Genomic DNA, 19,374 nt, shown 5'->3' with positions numbered 1-19,374 from the left:
ATCCAGCCGGAAAGAATTTTCGTGGCCATTGCTGAAACAGTTTCGAGCGCGCCCAAAAGGCCGCGTATTCTCCTGATCGATACCTTGCGCGGCCTGGCGCTGATTGCCATGGCCTCCTACCACTTCACCTGGGACCTCGGCTTTTTCGGTTATATCCCGCTGGAAACGGCGACACAGGGCGGATGGAAGCTTTATGCCCGCTGCATCGCCAGCTCCTTCCTGTTCCTGGCCGGTTTCAGCCTCGTTCTGGCCCATGTTTCGGGCATCCGCTGGCAGTCATTCGCAAAACGATTCGGCATGGTGGCCGGCGCCGCTTTTGTCATCAGCGTCGGGACGTTTTTCGCCACGCCGGGCGAATGGATCCATTTCGGCATCCTGCACAGTATCGCCCTGACGGGACTGATCGGCCTCGCATTCCTGCGCCTGCCGGCGCTGGTCACGGCACTGATCGCCATCGCCATTGCCGCAGCGGGTTATGTCAACGGATACGTCTATCCCGGCATCTTCAGCAGCGATTTTTTCGATCCGCGTTACCTCAACTGGACCGGTTTCGCCGCCACACCACCGCGCTCCAACGATTTTGTGCCGCTGTTTCCTTGGTTGGCTGCACCGCTGATGGGCGTCGCGATCGGCAAACTCGCCCTCACCCGCGGATGGCTGACACGCCTCGCCGCCTTGCAAACGAAGCCCAACATTCTCGGGAAAGCAGGACAGCACAGCCTCGCCTTCTACCTGATCCACCAGCCGGTTCTGATCGGCCTGCTCTACCTGTTTTCGCTGGTTTACCCCGCCCCTGCACCCGATCCGATCGAAAGCTACATACGCAGCTGCGAGACGGGCTGCACGGCCAGTGGCCAGGATGCCGGCATGTGCCAGCGCTTCTGTTCCTGCACGGCCGAGCGCCTGTCTCAGCAATCGCTGCTGGTGCCGATGAACGAGGGGCAGATCAATCCGCAGACGGATGAGCGCGTGCAATCGCTCGCGCAGGAATGCTCGATGATCGCCCAATAAGCGTCTGGGATCAGGTCACGTCCCGACGCCGATTTCGGCCAGACGTGTGAGGCAGGCTTCCTCGACATTGTCGAGTTCGATCAATGTCTCGTCGATGTCCTTGCGTTTCTGGCGCAGGTCCTCGCGTTTTTCGTCGATGCGCTTCATCAGCAGTTTCAGTTGCCCCATTTCGCCCGGCGGTTCCTTGTAGACCTGAACGATCTCGCGGATCTCGGCGATGGTGAAACCGATGCGGCGGCCCCGCAGAATTTCCTGAATGAGGCGGCGGTCGGCGGCACGGAACAGGCGGGTTCGGCCCCGTCGCTCGGGATGGATCAGGCCCTCGTCCTCGTAGAAGCGAAGGGTCCGCGTCGATACGCCGAATTCGCGGGTCAGTTCCGTTATGCTGTAATATTTGTGCACGTGCTTGCCCTTTTCAGAGGGCCAAAACTAATTGACCTTTACGTACAAGTCAATTTTGACCCGTCAACCGATGGCGAACCACCATGTCGCAAGTCCGAGAAATGCAAAAAATCCGGTTATATCGGTAATGGTGGTGACGAAGACCGCCGAGGCGACCGCCGGGTCGGCACCGAACTTGTCCAGAAGAAGCGGCACCATGATGCCTGCCAGCGCGGCAGCCATCATGTTTATCAACATTGCCGTTGCAATGATCCCGCCGATATTGGGATCCTGAAACCACAGCCCGGCAACAAGGCCGATCAGCACGCCGAACAACACGCCGTTCAACAGCCCGACACCCGCTTCACGGCGAATGATACGCCAGGAATTGTGGATGTCGAGATCGCGGGTGGCGAGCGCGCGCACCGTCACCGTCATCGTCTGCGATGCGGCATTGCCGCCCATGCCGGCGACGATCGGCATCAGCACGGCAAGCGCGACGATCTGCTGGATGGTGGCGTCGAACAGGCCGATGACAGAAGCCGCCATGAAGGCCGTGAAAAGATTGACCAGCAGCCACGGCACACGCGACCTCGACGTATCCTTGATCGAGTCGGACAGTTCTTCATCACCAACGCCGCCGAGGCGCATGATGTCCTCTTCCGCCTCTTCCTGCATGACGTCGACGATATCATCGATGGTCAGCACACCGACCAGACGGCCATTGTCATCGACGACGGCAGCGGAGAGAAGGTCATACTGTTCGAAAAGCTGCGCGGCCTCTTCCTGGTCCATATCCGCCGGGACCGGGTAATTGGTTTCGCGCATGATGGTTTCGATCTTCACCTGACGCTTGGTGCGCAGGATGCGATCGAGATCGATGACGCCGAGCAGCTTGAAGGTGGGATCGATGACAAAGATCTGCGTGAAACTTTCCGGCAGATCCTCCTCTTCGCGCATGTAGTCGATGGTCTGGCCGATGGTCCAGAATGGTGGCACAGCGACGAACTCGGTCTGCATGCGGCGACCGGCCGAGCTTTCCGGGTAATCCAGCGCACGGCTGAGGCGCACACGCTCGGTGAACGGCAATTGCGCAAGGATTTCCTCGCGGTCTTCCTTGTCGAGGTCTTCGAGAATGTAGACGGCATCGTCCGAATCGAGATCGCCGATCGCAGCAGCGATCTGCTCGTTCGGCATCTGGTCGACGATTTCCATACGGATCGTCTCATCGACCTCGGTCAGCGCCGTCAGGTCAAAGTCGTCGCCGAGCAGTTTGACGAGAGCCAGACGCTGATCCGGCTGGATCGCTTCGAGAAGGTCGCCGAGTTCGGATTCGTGCAACTTTGCCACGTTCTGGCGCAGGAACAGCACGTCGCGATCGGCAATCGCGGCACCGACCATGGCAAGGAAATCGGCGCGGATGGCGCCCTCTTCCGAATAGATGTCGTCGGAAATGTCTTCCGCTGTCGGGCGAAGGCGATCTTCGTCGATATTCGTCATAAGGCCGCCCTCACGCTTAGGGAATCGCACCGCCATCCGTCAGTTCAGACGAATATGCAGCGAAAAACCGATTTTCAACAACTGGATAGCGCAGATAACCGGGTTTGGTTCCCGCGCTGCGCGGTTATCTGCTAGAACAATTCCAAAGCAGGGTCCAGAGACGTTTTGACCGATGCAAAAACCGATAACCTCTCGCCAAGGTGCCGCGTGACTCGCCTGAAAATCCTGACCTATCCCGATCCTCTTCTGAACCAGCCCTGCCGACCCGTCACCACCTTCGACGATGACCTGCGCACGCTCGCCGACGACCTGTTGGAAACGATGCGCGCCGCCCCCGGCGTCGGCATAACGGCGGCCCATGTCGGCACACTTCTGCGCCTCGCCGTGATCGAGCTTTCGCCGGAAGACGGCGTGCGCATCTATGCCAATCCGGAGGTGCTCGTTTCTTCCGAGGAGACGATGCGGCACATGGAGGGCAGCGTTTCCATGCCCGGTTTCACCGACGAGGTGGAGCGGCCGCAACAGATCCGTTTCCGTTATCAGGATCTCGACGGCGTGCCCCATGAGGAGGATGCCGAGGGTTTTCTCTCCATCTGCATCCAGCACGAGATCGACCAGCTCGACGGCATATTCTGGCTGAAGCGCCTGTCGCGGCTGAAAAGGGAACGGCTGGTCAGGAAATGGGAAAAATCGGCGAGAAGCTGACGACCGAACGAACAATCCGCCGACCTGAACGTTATGCCTCCCGAGACCATTATCAGGAGGCTGTCATGGCATTGAAGAAAAGCGAAAACGACCTGTCGCGCGAAGAGGATTTTCGCGATTACGAAGAGCGCAATCTCGATGACGGCTGGCCTTATGCCGACAAGCCGGGCGCGACCTCGAAACCGGCCGGCAATGGTGAATATGGCGCATCCGGCAATTTCGACCGCGAGCGCAATGGCGGTTTCCGCATCGATGGCATCGAGGCCGATGGTCAGGAGAACCGCCTGCGGGACCGTGGCCTGCCGGAAACCGTCGGGCGCGAGAATGACGACGATCTCGAGGAACGCATCAGTGATGCGCTGGAAAACCTCGAAGACCTGCAGATGGAAATGATCGACCTGCATGTGGACGGCACGACCGTCGTCCTGGAAGGCATGGTCGATGACGACGCCTTGATCCGCCGGATCGTTGCCACCGTGCAGCGCGTGCCGGGCGTCGGCCGCGTCATCAACCGCATTACATCAGGTGGCGTCGACAGTCACATTCCGGATGACGACGAATAGGCGTCAAACGATGCGGATGGTGGGTGTCGCCAGCAGCGTATTGCTGACGGTGCAGATTTCCTCCGCCATATGAATAATTTCGGCGCGCTCAGCCGCGTCGAAATCACCGGAGAGTTCGAATTTCACGTCGAAATTCTCCACCCGCGCCGGTTCGCCGACGCTTTTCTGTCCCGTCACATGCACCGAAACCTCTTCGAGCTTATCGAGAATACCAAGCCGGCTTGCGGCGATACGCGCGCTCAGCACGAGACAGGCGGCGAGCGACGAATAAAGCAGATCCAGCGGATTGAAACCCGGCATGGAGGCGCTGGTGATCACGTCGAGCCCGCCACCGGTTTCGCTCACGAGATGTGGATGACCATGGCGCCCCACTTTGGCCAGCGCACCGACCGGCCGCGATTTCACCTTCACATCGACCATTTCAAAACCCTCGTCATTCCGCCTGTGACCGAACAGCCGCCTCATAGGCCAGCCGCGCCCATTTCGTCATCTCGTCGGGATCGTCCAGCGCCTCTTCCGGCACGGTCCAATAAGGCATTAGCACCGGTTTGCCCTTCTTGCCCTCATAACTCCACTGTTCAGCACCGGCAGCGGCAAACTGCGGGCCACTGACCGCATCGGCCTTCAGCATCAGCGTGTCGCGCAGTTCCAGCGCAAAGATCAGGCCGCGATGATAGATGCCCTTGCCTCCGAACATGCGCTTGACGGTGACAGGTCCAAGCCCTTCGAACAGTTCTTCTATCGCGACAATATCCATGGCGAGCTCCGATTAATCCGCCTATCGATAGGATTTCATCACTGCCATTGTCCATGGCAAACATCTTCGTGTTATAGGCGAATATCCTTGATGCAACCGGCAGACCGAAACAGTTGAACACCATGAGCGCGACGCTGAAAGCCCCGATCCTTGCCGTTGCCGGCCTGCTGCTGGTGAGCGCCGGTACGACCATGGCAGCAACCATCGGTGTCGTGGCGCCCCAAAGCGGCCCTTATGCCGGCCTCGGCGCACAGGTTCTGGAAGGCGCGCGGGCCGCTGCTGCCAAGTCCGGCGATAGGCTGGTGGAAATCAACGAAAGCTGCGAACAGGGCGCCGGCAAGGCCATCACAGAGCGCTTGCGAGCAGAAAAGGCCATCGCCGCCATCGGTTTCCTCTGCGTCGAAACACTGTCGGAAGCGCTGCCGGACCTGAAGGATGCCCGCATAGCCGCGATCACGCTTTCGGTGCGCTCGAAAATCCTGATGGAGGATGCGCAGCGTTACCAATGGCCGTTTTTCCGCATGGCTCCGGCTGATGGCGATGAAGGGGAAAAACTTGCCGAGGTGATGCTGACGCAATGGCAGAACCGCCCCATCGCGCTTGTCGAAGACGGCACGATCTATGGCCGCGATCTTGCCAGCGTCATCCGCCAGAAACTGGAGGCAGGCGGCATCAAGCCCGTCTTTACCGATACCTACCGCCCCGGCCAGGAACAGCAGCTGGCGCTGGTGCGCCGTCTTGCCAAGGCCGGCGCCACACATGTCTTTGTCGGCGGTGACCGCAACGACACCGCCACCATCGCCCGCGATGCGGCAGCCGACAGCATCAACCTCACCGTCATCGGTGGCGACGCGCTGAAATCCGCCAACCGTCCGATCCCGCTGTTGGACGGCGTGCTGGCGGTTACGCTGCCGGATTATGCCACGTTGCCCGAAGCCCAGACGGTTGTCGGTGAATTCCGGGAGCGTGGTGCGGAACCGGACGGTTACGCCCTGCCCGCTTATGCGGCGGTCGAAATCGTCCGTCAGGGTGCGGCAGAGGGCGCTGTCATTGACCACCTCGCCGGCCAATCCTTCTCGACCGTCATCGGCCCTATCGGTTTCGGCACGGACCATGAATTGCAGGCCAATCCGCTCGAACTTCTGGAATGGCGTGACAACAATTTTCTCGACCCGCGCATGCGAACCGATTGATACGGTTTGCGGTCATTGTCTAGGGTCTGGCACGGTGCTAAGGCCCGAGAAAATTCAGTCCCTGCCGGAGATTTTTCGCATGACGCTGCCGATCCGTATCGCCCCTTCCGTTCTTGCCGCCGATTTCTCCCGTCTGGGCGAGGAAGTGCGTGACGTCGTCGAAGCCGGCGCCGACTGGATCCATCTCGACATCATGGATGGCCATTTCGTGCCGAACATTTCTTTTGGTCCTGATGTCATCAAAGCGCTGCGCCCGCATACCAAGGCCTTCTTCGATTGCCACCTGATGATCGCGCCGGTCGATCCTTATCTCGAAGCCTTCGCCAAGGCCGGCTGCGACAGCATCACCGTGCATGCCGAAGCCGGCCCGCATCTGCATCGCTCGCTGCAGACCATCCGCGCACTCGGCAAGAAGGTTGGCGTCACGCTGAACCCGGCCACGCCGCTCTCCGTGTTCGAAAACGTGCTGGACGATATCGACCTGATCCTGATCATGAGCGTCAATCCCGGTTTCGGCGGCCAGAAATTCATTCCCGCCATGCTCGACAAGATTGCCGCAGCCAAGGCCATGATCGGTGATCGCCCGATCGAAATCCAGGTCGATGGCGGCATCACGACCGACACGATCGGCGCGGCCGCCAAGGCCGGTGCCAACGTCTTCGTGGCCGGCTCGGCGATTTTCGGCAAGGGCGATAAGGCCGCCTATCGCACCGAGATCGAGACGCTGCGCCGCAACGCCGAAACCGCTCGGGCCTGATGCCCTCCGCCCTGCCCCGGATGAAGGCGATAAGCTGCATAGCGGCAGCGGCTTTCACCTGGGGCGTGGCGATGACGATCACGGCGGCCGCCGGGCTTTTCCTGCGTGACCGCCTAGAAACCTTTCATCTGCCGACGATCCTTTTCATCTTTTTCCTCGGCGGTTTCTTCGGTTGGTGGGTGGCGAAACTCGTCAGCCACATTCTCAAGCGGTTTATCCAGGCTAGATGGCTGTTCATCACCGTCGCCATCATCGGGCTCGCCGCCGGAACCGTCTTCGTCACAGCGGGCCTGTTCGCACTGGAATACCGCTCCTTTTACGCCCAGTGGCACGCGGAACCGCTCAGCCGCATCTGGCTCCTGCAATTCCTCTTCACATCCGCCTCCGCCTATTATCAGTTCGCCGTGATGGCGCTGCGGCTCTATCTGCCGCTCGGTCCGCTTTTCCTGATCCCCGGCACATGGGTCATGATTCGTCGCATGCGTTGAGATTCCGGGAACACTTTGCTACAGGGACGCCAACTCTCGAAAATCAGGAAGGCCCCTGCCCATGATCCCTCGTTATTCGCGCCCCGAAATGGTCGCCATCTGGTCGCCGGAAACCAAGTTTCGCATCTGGTTTGAAATCGAGGCACATGCCTGTACCGCGCTTGCCACACTCGGCGTCATTCCAAAATCGGCTGCGGACACGATCTGGGAAAAGGGCAATGCCGCTACCTTCGACGTCGCCCGTATCGATGAGATCGAAGCCGTCACCAAACATGACGTCATCGCCTTCCTGACGCATCTGGCCGAATTCATCGGCCCCGATAGCCGTTTCGTCCATCAGGGCATGACGTCTTCCGATGTTCTCGACACCACGCTGAACATCCAGCTCGTTCGCGCAACCGACATCCTGCTCGCCGGCGTCGATCGTGTCCTGGCAGCACTGAAGGCCCGCGCTTTTGAGCACAAGGACACCGTTCGCATCGGTCGCAGCCACGGCATCCATGCCGAGCCGACCACGATGGGCCTGACGCTTGCCCGTTTCTACGCCGAGATGGACCGCAACCGCGTCCGCCTCGTCGCAGCCCGTGCCGAAATCGCCACAGGCGCGATCTCGGGTGCCGTCGGCACGTTTGCGAATATCGACCCGCGCGTGGAAGAATATGTCTGCGAGAAGCTTGGCCTTATCGCTGAGCCGGTCTCGACACAGGTCATCCCGCGTGACCGTCATGCGATGTTTTTTGCCACGCTCGGCGTCATCGCCTCCTCGATCGAAAACGTCGCCATCGAAATCCGCCACATGCAGCGTACCGAGGTTTTGGAAGCGGAAGAGTTCTTCTCTCCCGGCCAAAAGGGGTCCTCGGCCATGCCGCACAAGCGCAACCCGGTCCTGACCGAAAACCTCACCGGTCTTGCCCGCCTCGTGCGCATGTCGGTCGTGCCGGCCATGGAAAACGTTGCTCTCTGGCACGAGCGCGACATCAGCCATTCCAGCGTCGAGCGCGCCATCGGCCCGGATACGACTGTGACGCTCGATTTCGCGCTGAACCGTCTGGCCGGCGTCATCGAAAAGCTTGTTGTCTATCCCGACAACATGATGAAGAACATGAACAAGTTCCGCGGCCTCGTGCATTCGCAGCGCGTTCTGCTGGCACTGACGCAGGCCGGCACTTCGCGTGAAGACGCCTATCGTCTGGTGCAACGCAACGCCATGAAGGTCTGGGAACAGGGTAAGGACTTTTTGGAGGAACTGCTGGCGGACGCCGAAGTGCGCGCTGCTCTCTCGGAAAGCGATATCCGTGAAAAGTTCGACCTCGGTTACCACACCAAGCATGTCGACACGATCTTCCGCCGCGTTTTCGGCGAAGCCTGATCGGCACTCAAACATCGATCAACCCTTGGGCCTCCGAGGGTTGATCTCTCTGATGATCGAACACAGATAAGCGGCATGAAAGCATCAGAAGCAGATATCCTCATCGTCCCCGGTTATACCAATTCCGGCCCCGATCACTGGCAGACGCGCTGGGAGCAGAAGCTCGGCTCGGCGCGCCGCGTCGAGCAGGCGGAATGGTCGAAACCGGTGAAGGAAGATTGGGTCAAGCGGCTGGTTGAAGAGGTCAATGCCTCGACCAAGCCTGTGGTTCTCGTCGCCCATTCGCTGGGTGTCGCCACCGCCATCCATGCCATTCCGCATTTCGAAAAGCCTATTGCCGGCGCCTTTTTCGTGGCACCGCCGGATGTGGCCAATCCGGAAATCCGCCCAAAGCATCTGATGACATTCGGCCCCTACCCGCGCGATCCGCTGCCGTTTCCGACGCTGACGATAGCCAGCCGCAACGATCCTTTCGGTTCCTACGAACATGCTGACGACATTGCCAATGCCTGGGGTTCGACGCTGATCGATGCCGGAGAATCCGGTCACATCAACGCCGAGTCTGGGCATGGTCCATGGCCGGAAGGCACGATGGTGTTTGCGCAGTTCCTGTCCAAGCTGAAGGTCTGAAACAACACAGCCGACAGGCCCGTCGAATTCCTGTCGCAATTTGGGTTCTAGCTCCGATTGCGACAAGGCAAGCGCCGCACAAGACCCTTGCCGGATGATGCGACGACGACTGCATCACGAGCGGGTTGAAAAGCGAACGCATAAAGCGGGGCAGACGAGCGATCTGCCGTCCTGTGAGAAGTTTGCGGCTCGCATTGTGAAAGCCGTACTTTTCCGTTAAGGGACCGCTTCAAGAGTTTCCATCGCGCCCACGCGAGCGCGCCAACAACGAGACAAATCGAATGAACCGTCGCCGCCGTATTTACGAAGGCAAGGCCAAGATCCTGTATGAAGGCCCCGAACCGGGCACGCTGATCCAGTTCTTCAAGGATGATGCCACCGCCTTCAACAAGAAGAAGCATGATGTCATCGACGGCAAGGGCGTGCTGAACAACCGTATTTCCGAATACCTGTTCACGCATCTCAACAAGATCGGCATTCCGACCCATTTCATCCGCCGCCTCAACATGCGCGAGCAGTTGATCAAGGAAGTCGAGATGATCCCGCTCGAGATCGTCGTGCGCAATGTCGCCGCCGGTTCGCTCGCGACCCGTCTCGGCATCGAGGAAGGCACGGTCCTGCCGCGCTCGATCATAGAGTTCTATTACAAGTCCGACCAGCTCAACGACCCGATGGTGTCGGAAGAGCACATCACCGCGTTCGGCTGGGCCAATCCGGCAGAGCTTGACGACGTGATGGCGCTTGCGATCCGCGTCAACGATTTTCTGTCCGGCCTTTTCCTCGGCGTCGGCATCCAGCTCGTCGATTTCAAGATCGAATGCGGCCGTCTGTTCGAAGGCGACATGATGCGCATCATCCTCGCCGACGAAATCTCGCCGGACAGCTGCCGTCTGTGGGATATCGAAACCCGCGAGAAGATGGACAAGGACCGTTTCCGCCAGGATCTCGGCGGTCTGGTCGAAGCCTATTCCGAAGTGGCCCGCCGCCTCGGCATCATCAACGAAAACGAACCGATCCGTGGCACGGGTCCGGTTCTGGTCCAGTAAGCAATCAGGAGCGATCAAGTGATCAAGGCACGGGTAACCGTCACATTGAAGAACGGTGTTCTCGATCCGCAGGGCAAGGCCATCGAAGGCGCTCTCGGCAGTCTCGGCTTTTCCGGCGTCGGCCAAGTCCGTCAGGGCAAGGTCTTCGATCTGGAACTGGAAGGCGACAAGGCCAAGGCCGAAGCCGACCTCAAGGCCATGTGCGACAAGCTTCTGGCAAACACGGTGATCGAGAACTATACTATCGCAATCGACTGACGGTTGCGGAGGGCGCCATGGCTGATGCGGTGCAGGACTTCACGCTTGAACTTTTGAAGAAGCTCAATCACCGCTTCGACAAGGTTGATTATGCGTTGGCCGAACTGCGAAGCGACAACTTGGTGATCCGCAATCAGCTTCATGCATTGCAGGGCGACATCAACGGCCTTCGCGGGACCGTCGCCCACATAGAAACCCGCAGCGACCGTATCGAAACCCGCCTCGAGCTGCGCGAGCTCTCCGAGGCCCAGGCAAGGTTTGAACCACACCCATGAAGTCCGCCGTCGTCCAGCTTCCCGGCCTCAATCGCGACCGCGACATGATCGCCGCGCTCACCAAGATTTCCGGTCATGAGCCCGTCACCATCTGGCAGACGGAAACCGAAATCGCCGATGACATCGACCTGATCGTCATCCCCGGCGGCTTCTCCTACGGTGATTACCTGCGTTGTGGCGCCATTGCTGCGCGCATGCCGGTCATGCAGGCGATCCGCGAGAAGGCGGAAAAGGGCGTGAAGGTTCTGGGCGTCTGCAACGGCTTTCAGATCCTCGTAGAAGCCCAGCTTCTGCCGGGTGCCTTGATGCGCAACTCGTCGCTGCTTTTCGTTTCAAAGGAAGTGAAGCTCGAGATCGTCAATGCCGATACCGATTTCACCCGCACTTACGAACAGGGTCAGGTCATCCGTTGCCCGGTCGCACACCATGACGGCAACTATTTTGCTGATGCCGAGACGCTGAAGAGCCTCGAAGGCAATGGCCAGGTCGTGTTCAAATATGCCGAAGGCACCAATCCGAATGGTTCGCTGAACGACATTGCCGGCATCATCAATGCCCGCGGCAATGTTCTCGGCATGATGCCGCATCCGGAAAACCTGATCGAAGCAGCCCATGGCGGCAAGGACGGTCGCGGCATCTTCGCCTCCGCCCTCGACGTCATCGCCGCCTGATCAAGAAACCTGCCGGGAGAACCAGCATGCGCCTTCGCACCCATGCCGCTTCCGGCATTCTTCTCGCCACGCTCGCACTGCTCGCCGGCTGCCAGTCGGACAAGAAGCCAGCAGTTTCACCGCAGCGCGCAGCCCTGCCGACGATGGAACGCGTCGCCATCGCCGCCAATTCCTGCTGGTTCAAGTCCAACGACCCGGCTTTCCGCGATTATCGCCTGGCGCCGGAACTTAATTCCTTTTCCGGCCGCCCACGTATTCTCGCCGTACCGCGCCACAGCCCCGAGTCACGCCCGATGCTGGTCGTGCAGGCCGAGGGCAATCCGGCCCGTCTCGATGCCTTTGGCCCGATGATGCAGGGCGCGGCAGGACAGCGAATCAAATCCGACGTATTGCGCTGGGCCGGCGGCGGTACAGGCTGCTGATCAAGGCGACCGAAAGCAGCCAGGCGTTTTGGGCCAAAAACCCTTTAAAACGTCCTGATCCTGCAACACTGCCTTACCTTTTTCATAAGCCGCACAATGTCGCCTTCTTTTCAGTTGCGTGATCACATTTTCGCGGCTTATGGTTCGCCCACTGACACGAGAGCGTGACGTTGTCGTTCGCTCCTACAAGGGTGCAAGCCACACAATGACTAGAGCTGCCAAGTCGAAATCCGCCCTCTCCGTCATTGCGGCCGCTGGCGCTTTGATGATGTCTGCCAGTGCCTCATTCGGCGCCGACATGGAAACCACCCAGAAGCCAATCTTCGACGAAATTCGCTTTGGCGCCCTTGTTGCTGTCGACAAGACCCCGCAGAATGACGAAAAAGGGGCGTTCGTGAAGGGTATGGTGTTTTTCGACCCATGGAACCACGACGAAGCGCAAGGCCTGCAGAAGCTGGTGCGTCCGCGCGTTCATGTCGGTGCGGATATTGCCACGGCCAATGAAGCCTCGCAGATTTATGCCGGTTTCTCCTGGACGGCCAACATTACCGATTTCCTCTTCCTCGAAGCCGGTTTTGGTGGTTCGCTCAACAATGGTAATCTGGAGCTTGACGGCACGCGCGGCCCGAAACTCGGCTGCCATACGCTGTTTCATGAATATGCTGCCGTCGGCGTCAATCTCGATCCGAAATGGCGCATCGTCGGCCAGATCGAGCATTCCAGCCATGCCAATCTCTGCGGCGAACCGAACAACGGCCTGACGCGCGCCGGCGTTCTGGTCGGTTACAAGTTCTGATCCGCGATACCGCGCTCAAATGTGGCGCATCGCAGTGGGATATGGGGCGTGACGGGTATTTTCCTGTCGCGCCCTTTTCGTATCTACGCTAAAGAGACCCCAAATTCAGAGCCCCTCGCCATCAGGGAAGACCATGACGATTTCGAACAGCCGCCCGATCACGCCTGAACTCATCGCATCCCACGGCCTGAAGGCCGACGAATACCAGCGGATCCTCGACCTTATCGGTCGTGAACCGACCTTTACCGAGCTCGGCATCTTCTCCGCCATGTGGAACGAGCACTGCTCCTACAAGTCTTCCAAGAAGTGGCTGCGCACACTGCCGACCAAGGGTCCGCGCGTCGTTCAAGGTCCGGGCGAAAATGCCGGTGTTGTCGATATCGATGATGGCGACGTCGTCGTCTTCAAGATGGAAAGCCACAACCACCCGTCCTATATCGAGCCCTATCAGGGTGCGGCGACCGGCGTTGGCGGCATTCTGCGCGACGTTTTCACCATGGGTGCACGCCCGATTGCAGCCATGAACGCCCTGCGTTTTGGCGCACCGGATCACCCGAAGACAAAGCACCTGGTTTCCGGCGTCGTTGCAGGTGTCGGCGGTTACGGCAACTCGTTCGGTGTTCCGACTGTTGGCGGTGAAGTCGAGTTCGACGAACGCTATAACGGCAACATCCTCGTCAACGCCTTTGCAGCCGGTCTCGCCAAGGCAGACGGAATCTTCCTGTCCGAAGCCAAAGGCGTTGGCCTTCCGGTCGTTTATCTGGGTGCAAAGACGGGTCGTGACGGCGTCGGCGGTGCGACCATGGCATCGGCCGAATTCGACGAATCGATCGAGGAAAAGCGTCCCACCGTTCAGGTCGGCGATCCCTTCACCGAAAAGTGCCTGTTGGAAGCCTGCCTTGAGCTGATGCAGACCGGCGCCGTCATCGCCATCCAAGACATGGGTGCCGCCGGACTCACCTGCTCGGCCGTTGAAATGGGTGCCAAGGGCGGTCTCGGCATCGAATTGCTGCTCGACACGGTTCCGGTGCGCGAAGACCGCATGACGGCTTATGAAATGATGCTGTCGGAAAGCCAGGAGCGCATGCTCATGGTTCTCGAACCCTCCAAGGAAGAGGTTGCCAAGGCGATCTTCGTCAAGTGGGGTCTCGACTTCGCCATCGTCGGCAAGACCACGGACGACCTGCGCTTCCGCGTCATCCATCAGGGCGAGGAAGTTGCCAACCTGCCGATCAAGGAACTCGGAGACGAGGCTCCGGAATACGATCGTCCGTGGGTGGAAACAGCGCGCCGCGCCGCCCTGCCCGCCTCGGAAGTTCAGGCCCCGGCCGATTACAATGATGCACTGATCAAGCTGGTCGGCTCGCCGAACCAGTCCAGCCGTCGCTGGGTCTACGAACAGTATGACACGTTCATCCAGGGCAATTCGCTGCAGCATCCGGGCGGCGACGCCGGCGTGGTGCGCGTCGAAGGCCATGCCACCAAGGGCCTCGCCTTCTCCTCCGACGTCACCCCGCGTTATGTCGAAGCCGATCCGTTCGAAGGCGGCAAGCAGGCGGTTGCCGAATGCTGGCGTAACATCACCGCCACCGGCGCAGAGCCGCTGGCGGCCACCGACAACCTCAATTTCGGCAACCCGGAAAAGCCGGAAATCATGGGCCAGCTGGTCGGCGCCATCAAGGGCATCGGCGAGGCCTGCAAGGCACTCGACTTCCCGATCGTCTCCGGCAACGTTTCGCTCTACAACGAGACCAATGGCGTCGCCATTCTGCCGACCCCGACCATTGCCGGCGTCGGCCTGCTGCCCGACTGGTCGAAAATGGCCAAGATCGGCACGGCCAATGACGGCGACAAGCTGATCATGATCGGTGTGGACGGCAGCCATCTCGGCTCGTCCATCTATCTGCGCGACATCCTCGGCTCGACCGAAGGCCCCGCCCCGGAAGTCGATCTGTCGGCCGAACGTCGCCATGGCGATTTCGTCCGTTCGGCGATCCGCAACGGCCAGGTCACCGCCTGCCACGACATCTCGTCGGGCGGCCTCGCTCTGGCGCTGGCCGAAATGGCCATGTCCTCGGGCAAGGGCCTCAATGTCAGCCTCAAGGACAGCCGCGGTCTGGCCCATGCGCTGCTCTTCGGTGAAGACCAGGCGCGTTACGTTCTGGCAGTACCTGCCGATCTCGCCAACTTCCTGCAGGCCAATGCCGAAGGCGCCGGTGTTCCGTTCCGTGCGCTCGGCACTGTCGGCGGTGATGCGGTTGTCATCGACGACCTCGTCAACGTCTCCGTCGCCGATCTTGGCGCGGCACATGAAGGCTGGTTCCCGGGCTTCATGAACTGAGCGGGTTCGGACAGAACACAACCGTTCGTGAAATTGTCATAAAGGTTGCACCCGGAACAATCCGGGCCTACAACCGGAGCAGATGGCGCCGCGGCATCATAGCCGTGGCGCTTTTTTTGTTTCCGCAGTTAAGATCGAGACCAACGCCACAAGTTTCAGTGACGACCTCGAAAAACCTGCATCACCTTTAGCAGTCGGCAATGCCCCGGTCCTTTTTGAAGCAACTGCAGATTTTCGTGTTTAACCCAACCCATTTCTGGCCGTATCCGCGACTGCTTGTCGATACGCTGGTCTCCGGCCTGGTGTCTTGTATGGTCGTTATCATGACGCTGCGGATTTTCGGCGTTGGCGACGACATGCTCTACGGCGAAAACGGGGTTCTGGAGACGCTGCAGGTCATCGCACTGTGCGCCGCGAGCATATTGGCAATACTCGCGGCTGTGCGACTGCGCCCTGCGGGGCGCTTTGTTGCCACCACCACCGCGCTGCTTTGTCTTGTCTTCTTCGTTCGCGAAATACCGTCCTGCCGGCCGGATATTTTGCTGGCCTGCGTGCCGCGCGAAGCGCACAGAATTGTTCCCACAGTCTGTGGCCTCCTGCTTCTTCTGCATGCCGCCATCATGTACCGAGCCAGCCCGGCAGCATTGCTGCGAATGATGCATCCAGCCTTTTCCTGGCCCCTCGTGTTTGTCGCGGGCCTTCTCGTCACCGGCGAGGTTTTCGAGGAACTGGAATTTGAATCGCTTGAGGAAATCAGCGAACTGGTCGCTTACATCGGCCTGCTTCTCAGCAGCGCCTGGATGTTGAAGACAAGCTTTCAGGCCAGGGTCTGGCAGGCCATCTGCGAGAACGCCGGCGCGCTGCTGCAGCGATTGCAGACTTCGCTTGATCGCCGCCGATAAGCTTGTTCTTTGACTGAGGAAAGCGTCGTTGATGCTTTGACCATGGCCTTTCTTTGAGGCAATCTAAACTCATCGCGGCACCATCGCCGCCAAGAATGAAGGATAGTTTCGCATGCCCATGCGCCCAGGCGATATCGAGGACATGATCAAGGCCGGCATCCCCGGCGCAACCGTCACCATTCGTGATCTGGCCGGAGACGGCGATCATTACGCCGCCGAAGTGGTGGCTGAAGCCTTTCGCGGCAAGTCGCGTGTGCAGCAGCACCAGATGGTCTACGAGGCATTGAAGGGCAATATGGGCGGCGTGCTTCACGCTCTCGCATTACAGACCTCGGCACCGAAGTGATGACATGGCGAACCTGATCAACCAGATCGTATCGGGTGTCGTCGAAAGCGTCGTCAAGGAGTTGCTCGGCAAGTCGCATGGGCGCACCGCTTCGAAACGCAAGAAACGCCAGGCCAAATCGGCCACCCGCTCTTCCACGACCGGGCGTTTTACCCGCAAGGCGAAGCCGAAGACCGCCAAGCCTGCCCGCAAGCAGGTGAGCCGCCGCCGCACCACGGCGAGCCGCAGCAAGCAGCGCAGCCGCTGAAGCGGTGCACTCTTTGCAAATTACATGCATCTACACGCTTCTGCGCTGGAAATCCGGCGGGGAGCTTGCTATCAAAGGCACAACACAGAACACCGCGGCCCTTGAACCCGCGCGTGAAAGGATTTGAGACATGAGCGGAATCAACGATTTCATCGACAACGAAGTGAAGACCAACGATGTGGTCCTCTTCATGAAGGGTACCCCGCAGTTCCCGCAGTGTGGTTTTTCCGGTCAGGTCGTCCAGATTCTGGATTACCTCGGCCTCGACTACAAGGGCATCAACGTGCTCGCTGATGGTGACCTGCGTCAGGGCATCAAGGACTATTCCAACTGGCCGACCATCCCGCAGCTCTACATCAAGGGCGAATTCGTCGGCGGCTGTGACATCATCCGCGAAATGTTCCAGTCCGGCGAGCTGAAGACGCAGCTCGAGGAACAGGGTATCGCCGTCCGCGCGGCCTGATTTTCGGGGCTTAGCCGCCCCGGTTTTAGAATTGCATATATCAGAAGGCGCCGCATCCACGGCGCCTTTCACGTTGTTTAGGAAACGCTGTGACAAAACCTTCACAATCCACGCCCGACCGCCTCAAGGGCATGGGCAAGGTCGAATTCATTGCCCTCATGGCCATGCTGATGGCTCTCAATGCGCTTGCCATTGACATCATGCTTCCCGGTCTGCAGCAGATTGGCGCCTCGCTTGACGTCGTCAACGAGAACCACCGCCAGTATGTCGTCTCGGCCTATCTGTTCGGCTTCGGCATCGCACAGCTTTTCTACGGACCGATCTCCGACCGTTTCGGTCGCCGCAAGCCGATCATCGTCGGCCTGACCATCTATATCCTTTCGTCGCTGGCGGTGGTCGGCCTGCTTGCCGTGCCGTCCTTCACCGCTCTTCTGGTCCTGCGCTTCATCCAGGGCATCGGTTCTGCCGCAACCCGCGTCATCACCATTTCCATCGTCCGAGACGTTTACGGCGGCCGCGCCATGGCGGAAGTCATGTCGCTGATCATGATGGTCTTCATGGTCGTTCCGGTCATCGCGCCCGGTACCGGCCAGTTGATCCTGCTGTTCGGCGACTGGCACCTGATCTTCGTCTTCATGGCGGCCGGCGCACTCGCTGTCGTCTTCTGGATGTACAAGCGCCTTCCCGAAACCCTGCATGCCGAGGACGTTCGCCCTTTCACCGTGTCCTCGGTGCTTGCCGGTTTCCGTATCGTGCTGACCAACCGCGTGTCGCTCTGCTACACGATTGCCAGCACGTTCATTTTCGGCGCGCTGTTCGGTTTCATCAATTCGGCTGAACAGGTCTATAACCAGATCTACGGTCTCGGCGTATGGTTCCCGGTCGCCTTCGCAGCCGTTGCCGTCTTCATGTCGCTGTCGTCCTTCCTCAACGCTCGTCTGGTCGGTCGTTTCGGCATGCGCAAGCTCTCGCATGCGTCGCTGCTTGGTTTCATCACCGTCACCTTCATCTGGCTGATGATCCAGATGTTTGGTCCTCAGCCGATGCCATTCGCGCTGTTCCTGACGCTGTTTGCGCTGGCGATGTTCCAGTTCGGCTGGATCGGCTCGAACTTCAACTCGCTGGCCATGGAACCACTCGGCCACGTGGCGGGTACCGCCTCCTCCGTGCTTGGTTTCATGGGTACGATCGGCGGCGCGTCGATCGGCGCCGTGATCGGCCAGTCCTTCGACGGCACGGCCTTGCCGATGGTTGCCGGTTTCTTCATCGTCTCGATCGCCGGCCTTATCTTCGTGCTGATCGCGGAAAAGGGAAAGCTGTTCCACCCGCATAACCCGCCGGTGTGATCAAGTCTGACTGAAAACAAAAAAAGGCCCGGACATCGCGATGATGTCCGGGCCTTTTTTTGTTTATGAACGAGATCTCCGCGTCAGGCGACAAAAATCTGTTCGTGCAGGGTTTTCCAGCTGTCCGGGTCGGTTGCGACCAGCAGGCCGCCCTCAAACTGGTGTGGTTCGTAAACCGACCCATCCAGACGGCGAACGTATCCGCCGGCCTCGGTAGCGATAAGCGCACCGGCGAGATGATCCCAGGGCATCAGCTTGTTGTAGATCATGAACTGCACATGGCCACCGGCAAAGGTGCGATACTCGTGTGCTGCGCAGCGATAGTTGGCGAAGAACCGCACCTTGGCCAGATTGCCCAACACCTTTTCACGCTGTTCGCCATAAAAATAGCCGGCGGAAGCCATGCCGATCATAGCATCCAGCGGACGTGGTTCGGACACGTTCAGACGCACAGCATCACCATCCGGACGGCGCAGGAAGGCGCCCGCGCCCTTTTCCGCCATTACCCAGTCGTCGCCCATCGGATCGTAGATGATGCCGGCCACCGTTTCGCCCTTCCAGACGACCGAGGCCATGACGCCGAAAGCCGGAATGCCCGAGGCGAAATTGAACGTGCCGTCGACCGGATCGACGATCACCGCCAGTTCGGCATCCTTCAGTTTTTCCAGAAGCGACGGATCTGCGGCCACCGATTCTTCACCGATAAACAACGCGTTCGGGGCGAGTTCCGCCATTTCCCGCTTCATCATCCGCTCGGCGGCCTCGTCGGCCTCCGTCACCAGATCGGTGGGCTCGCTTTTCGAACGCACGTCATCGCCGCCCAGACGGCGGAAGCGCGGCAGGATTTCGGCCTTGGCGGCGCGGCTCAAAAGATCGGCAAGAGCGGAGACGTCAACGGGCATGTCAG

General features: G+C 59.7%; 25 protein-coding genes. 20 read left to right on the top strand and 5 right to left on the bottom strand.

The window, feature by feature from the left end:
* Window positions 1-21: 21 nt before the first annotated feature.
* Window positions 22-1,011 carry a heparan-alpha-glucosaminide N-acetyltransferase gene (locus tag J2T09_RS20890; protein ID WP_306838064.1) on the top strand — a complete coding sequence of 330 codons (990 nt, stop codon included), beginning with the start codon at window positions 22-24 and terminating at the stop codon, window positions 1,009-1,011.
* A 15-nt stretch (window positions 1,012-1,026) separates the two neighbouring features.
* Here J2T09_RS20890 and J2T09_RS20885 read toward each other — a convergent pair whose 3' ends face one another.
* Together J2T09_RS20885 and mgtE are read right to left on the bottom strand one after the other, a co-directional pair.
* Window positions 1,027-1,413 (bottom strand): MerR family transcriptional regulator, encoded by a 387-nt coding sequence (locus J2T09_RS20885; protein WP_306838062.1) that lies wholly within the window; start codon window positions 1,411-1,413, stop codon window positions 1,027-1,029.
* A 63-nt stretch (window positions 1,414-1,476) separates the two neighbouring features.
* Complete coding sequence (mgtE, locus tag J2T09_RS20880) at window positions 1,477-2,892, bottom strand: magnesium transporter (protein WP_306838058.1); 1,416 nt, start codon at window positions 2,890-2,892, stop codon at window positions 1,477-1,479.
* A 207-nt stretch (window positions 2,893-3,099) separates the two neighbouring features.
* Here mgtE and J2T09_RS20875 point away from each other — a divergent pair, with 207 nt between their 5' ends.
* Both J2T09_RS20875 and J2T09_RS20870 read left to right on the top strand, forming a co-directional pair.
* Window positions 3,100-3,597, top strand: coding sequence for a peptide deformylase (locus tag J2T09_RS20875; protein WP_306838056.1), 498 nt, complete (start codon window positions 3,100-3,102; stop codon window positions 3,595-3,597).
* Between the two features lie 65 nt (window positions 3,598-3,662).
* Window positions 3,663-4,160, top strand: a complete 498-nt coding sequence (locus J2T09_RS20870) for a BON domain-containing protein (RefSeq protein WP_306838054.1) — start codon at window positions 3,663-3,665, stop codon at window positions 4,158-4,160.
* Window positions 4,161-4,163: 3 nt separating this feature from the next.
* Here J2T09_RS20870 and J2T09_RS20865 read toward each other — a convergent pair whose 3' ends face one another.
* Both J2T09_RS20865 and J2T09_RS20860 read right to left on the bottom strand, forming a co-directional pair.
* Window positions 4,164-4,580, bottom strand: coding sequence for an OsmC family protein (locus J2T09_RS20865; protein WP_306838052.1), 417 nt, complete (start codon window positions 4,578-4,580; stop codon window positions 4,164-4,166).
* Between the two features lie 13 nt (window positions 4,581-4,593).
* Window positions 4,594-4,917: a TfoX/Sxy family protein gene (locus J2T09_RS20860; RefSeq protein WP_306838050.1), complete on the bottom strand. Its 324-nt coding sequence runs from the start codon at window positions 4,915-4,917 to the stop codon at window positions 4,594-4,596.
* Between the two features lie 122 nt (window positions 4,918-5,039).
* On the opposite strand from J2T09_RS20860, the gene J2T09_RS20855 reads away from it, so the two are divergent.
* The 17 genes from J2T09_RS20855 (at window position 5,040) to J2T09_RS20775 (ending at window position 18,467) form a co-directional block, all read left to right on the top strand.
* Window positions 5,040-6,110 carry a branched-chain amino acid ABC transporter substrate-binding protein gene (locus tag J2T09_RS20855; protein ID WP_306838155.1) on the top strand — a complete coding sequence of 357 codons (1,071 nt, stop codon included), beginning with the start codon at window positions 5,040-5,042 and terminating at the stop codon, window positions 6,108-6,110.
* Between the two features lie 79 nt (window positions 6,111-6,189).
* Window positions 6,190-6,867, top strand: a complete 678-nt coding sequence (gene rpe / locus J2T09_RS20850) for a ribulose-phosphate 3-epimerase (RefSeq protein ID WP_306838048.1) — start codon at window positions 6,190-6,192, stop codon at window positions 6,865-6,867.
* Window positions 6,868-6,938: 71 nt separating this feature from the next.
* The gene (locus J2T09_RS20845; protein WP_306838046.1) at window positions 6,939-7,355 is read left to right on the top strand and encodes a hypothetical protein; all 417 of its coding nucleotides are present in this window, start codon (window positions 6,939-6,941) and stop codon (window positions 7,353-7,355) included.
* 61 nt (window positions 7,356-7,416) lie between these two features.
* Window positions 7,417-8,724 carry an adenylosuccinate lyase gene (purB, locus tag J2T09_RS20840; RefSeq protein ID WP_306838044.1) on the top strand — a complete coding sequence of 436 codons (1,308 nt, stop codon included), beginning with the start codon at window positions 7,417-7,419 and terminating at the stop codon, window positions 8,722-8,724.
* Between the two features lie 75 nt (window positions 8,725-8,799).
* Window positions 8,800-9,354, top strand: a complete 555-nt coding sequence (locus tag J2T09_RS20835) for an RBBP9/YdeN family alpha/beta hydrolase (RefSeq protein WP_306838040.1) — start codon at window positions 8,800-8,802, stop codon at window positions 9,352-9,354.
* 281 nt (window positions 9,355-9,635) lie between these two features.
* Window positions 9,636-10,400, top strand: coding sequence for a phosphoribosylaminoimidazolesuccinocarboxamide synthase (purC, locus tag J2T09_RS20830; RefSeq protein WP_112733334.1), 765 nt, complete (start codon window positions 9,636-9,638; stop codon window positions 10,398-10,400).
* 18 nt (window positions 10,401-10,418) lie between these two features.
* Entirely contained in the window at window positions 10,419-10,658 is a 240-nt protein-coding gene (gene purS, locus J2T09_RS20825) for a phosphoribosylformylglycinamidine synthase subunit PurS (protein ID WP_112733336.1), read from the top strand.
* Between the two features lie 17 nt (window positions 10,659-10,675).
* The gene (locus J2T09_RS20820; RefSeq protein ID WP_306838035.1) at window positions 10,676-10,933 is read left to right on the top strand and encodes a hypothetical protein; all 258 of its coding nucleotides are present in this window, start codon (window positions 10,676-10,678) and stop codon (window positions 10,931-10,933) included.
* A complete protein-coding gene (gene purQ / locus J2T09_RS20815; RefSeq protein ID WP_306838033.1) occupies window positions 10,930-11,604 on the top strand; it encodes a phosphoribosylformylglycinamidine synthase subunit PurQ in 675 nt (224 codons plus the stop codon). Before J2T09_RS20820 ends, purQ begins: the two co-directional genes overlap by 4 nt.
* Window positions 11,605-11,630: 26 nt before the next feature.
* Window positions 11,631-12,026 (top strand): hypothetical protein, encoded by a 396-nt coding sequence (locus J2T09_RS20810; protein ID WP_306838031.1) that lies wholly within the window; start codon window positions 11,631-11,633, stop codon window positions 12,024-12,026.
* 205 nt (window positions 12,027-12,231) lie between these two features.
* The gene (locus tag J2T09_RS20805; protein ID WP_306838029.1) at window positions 12,232-12,822 is read left to right on the top strand and encodes an acyloxyacyl hydrolase; all 591 of its coding nucleotides are present in this window, start codon (window positions 12,232-12,234) and stop codon (window positions 12,820-12,822) included.
* 133 nt (window positions 12,823-12,955) lie between these two features.
* The gene (gene purL / locus J2T09_RS20800; RefSeq protein ID WP_306838026.1) at window positions 12,956-15,163 is read left to right on the top strand and encodes a phosphoribosylformylglycinamidine synthase subunit PurL; all 2,208 of its coding nucleotides are present in this window, start codon (window positions 12,956-12,958) and stop codon (window positions 15,161-15,163) included.
* A 215-nt stretch (window positions 15,164-15,378) separates the two neighbouring features.
* Window positions 15,379-16,065: a hypothetical protein gene (locus J2T09_RS20795; protein ID WP_306838024.1), complete on the top strand. Its 687-nt coding sequence runs from the start codon at window positions 15,379-15,381 to the stop codon at window positions 16,063-16,065.
* Window positions 16,066-16,177: 112 nt separating this feature from the next.
* Window positions 16,178-16,411, top strand: a complete 234-nt coding sequence (locus J2T09_RS20790) for a BolA family transcriptional regulator (protein ID WP_306838021.1) — start codon at window positions 16,178-16,180, stop codon at window positions 16,409-16,411.
* A gap of 4 nt (window positions 16,412-16,415) precedes the next feature.
* Window positions 16,416-16,658, top strand: a complete 243-nt coding sequence (locus J2T09_RS20785; RefSeq protein ID WP_306838019.1) for a hypothetical protein — start codon at window positions 16,416-16,418, stop codon at window positions 16,656-16,658.
* A 130-nt stretch (window positions 16,659-16,788) separates the two neighbouring features.
* Window positions 16,789-17,121, top strand: coding sequence for a Grx4 family monothiol glutaredoxin (gene grxD, locus J2T09_RS20780; protein ID WP_306838016.1), 333 nt, complete (start codon window positions 16,789-16,791; stop codon window positions 17,119-17,121).
* A gap of 131 nt (window positions 17,122-17,252) precedes the next feature.
* Window positions 17,253-18,467 (top strand): multidrug effflux MFS transporter, encoded by a 1,215-nt coding sequence (locus J2T09_RS20775; protein WP_306838153.1) that lies wholly within the window; start codon window positions 17,253-17,255, stop codon window positions 18,465-18,467.
* 83 nt (window positions 18,468-18,550) lie between these two features.
* Here J2T09_RS20775 and J2T09_RS20770 read toward each other — a convergent pair whose 3' ends face one another.
* Entirely contained in the window at window positions 18,551-19,369 is an 819-nt protein-coding gene (locus J2T09_RS20770) for an inositol monophosphatase family protein (protein ID WP_306838151.1), read from the bottom strand.
* Between the last annotated feature and the right edge of the window lie 5 nt (window positions 19,370-19,374).

Origin of the sequence: Neorhizobium huautlense (assembly GCF_030811685.1) — a bacterium.
Classification (GTDB): Bacteria; Pseudomonadota; Alphaproteobacteria; order Rhizobiales; family Rhizobiaceae; genus Neorhizobium; species Neorhizobium huautlense_A.
Note: the sequence above shows the minus strand (reverse complement) of the source record. Positions and strands in the feature narration are given on the sequence as shown.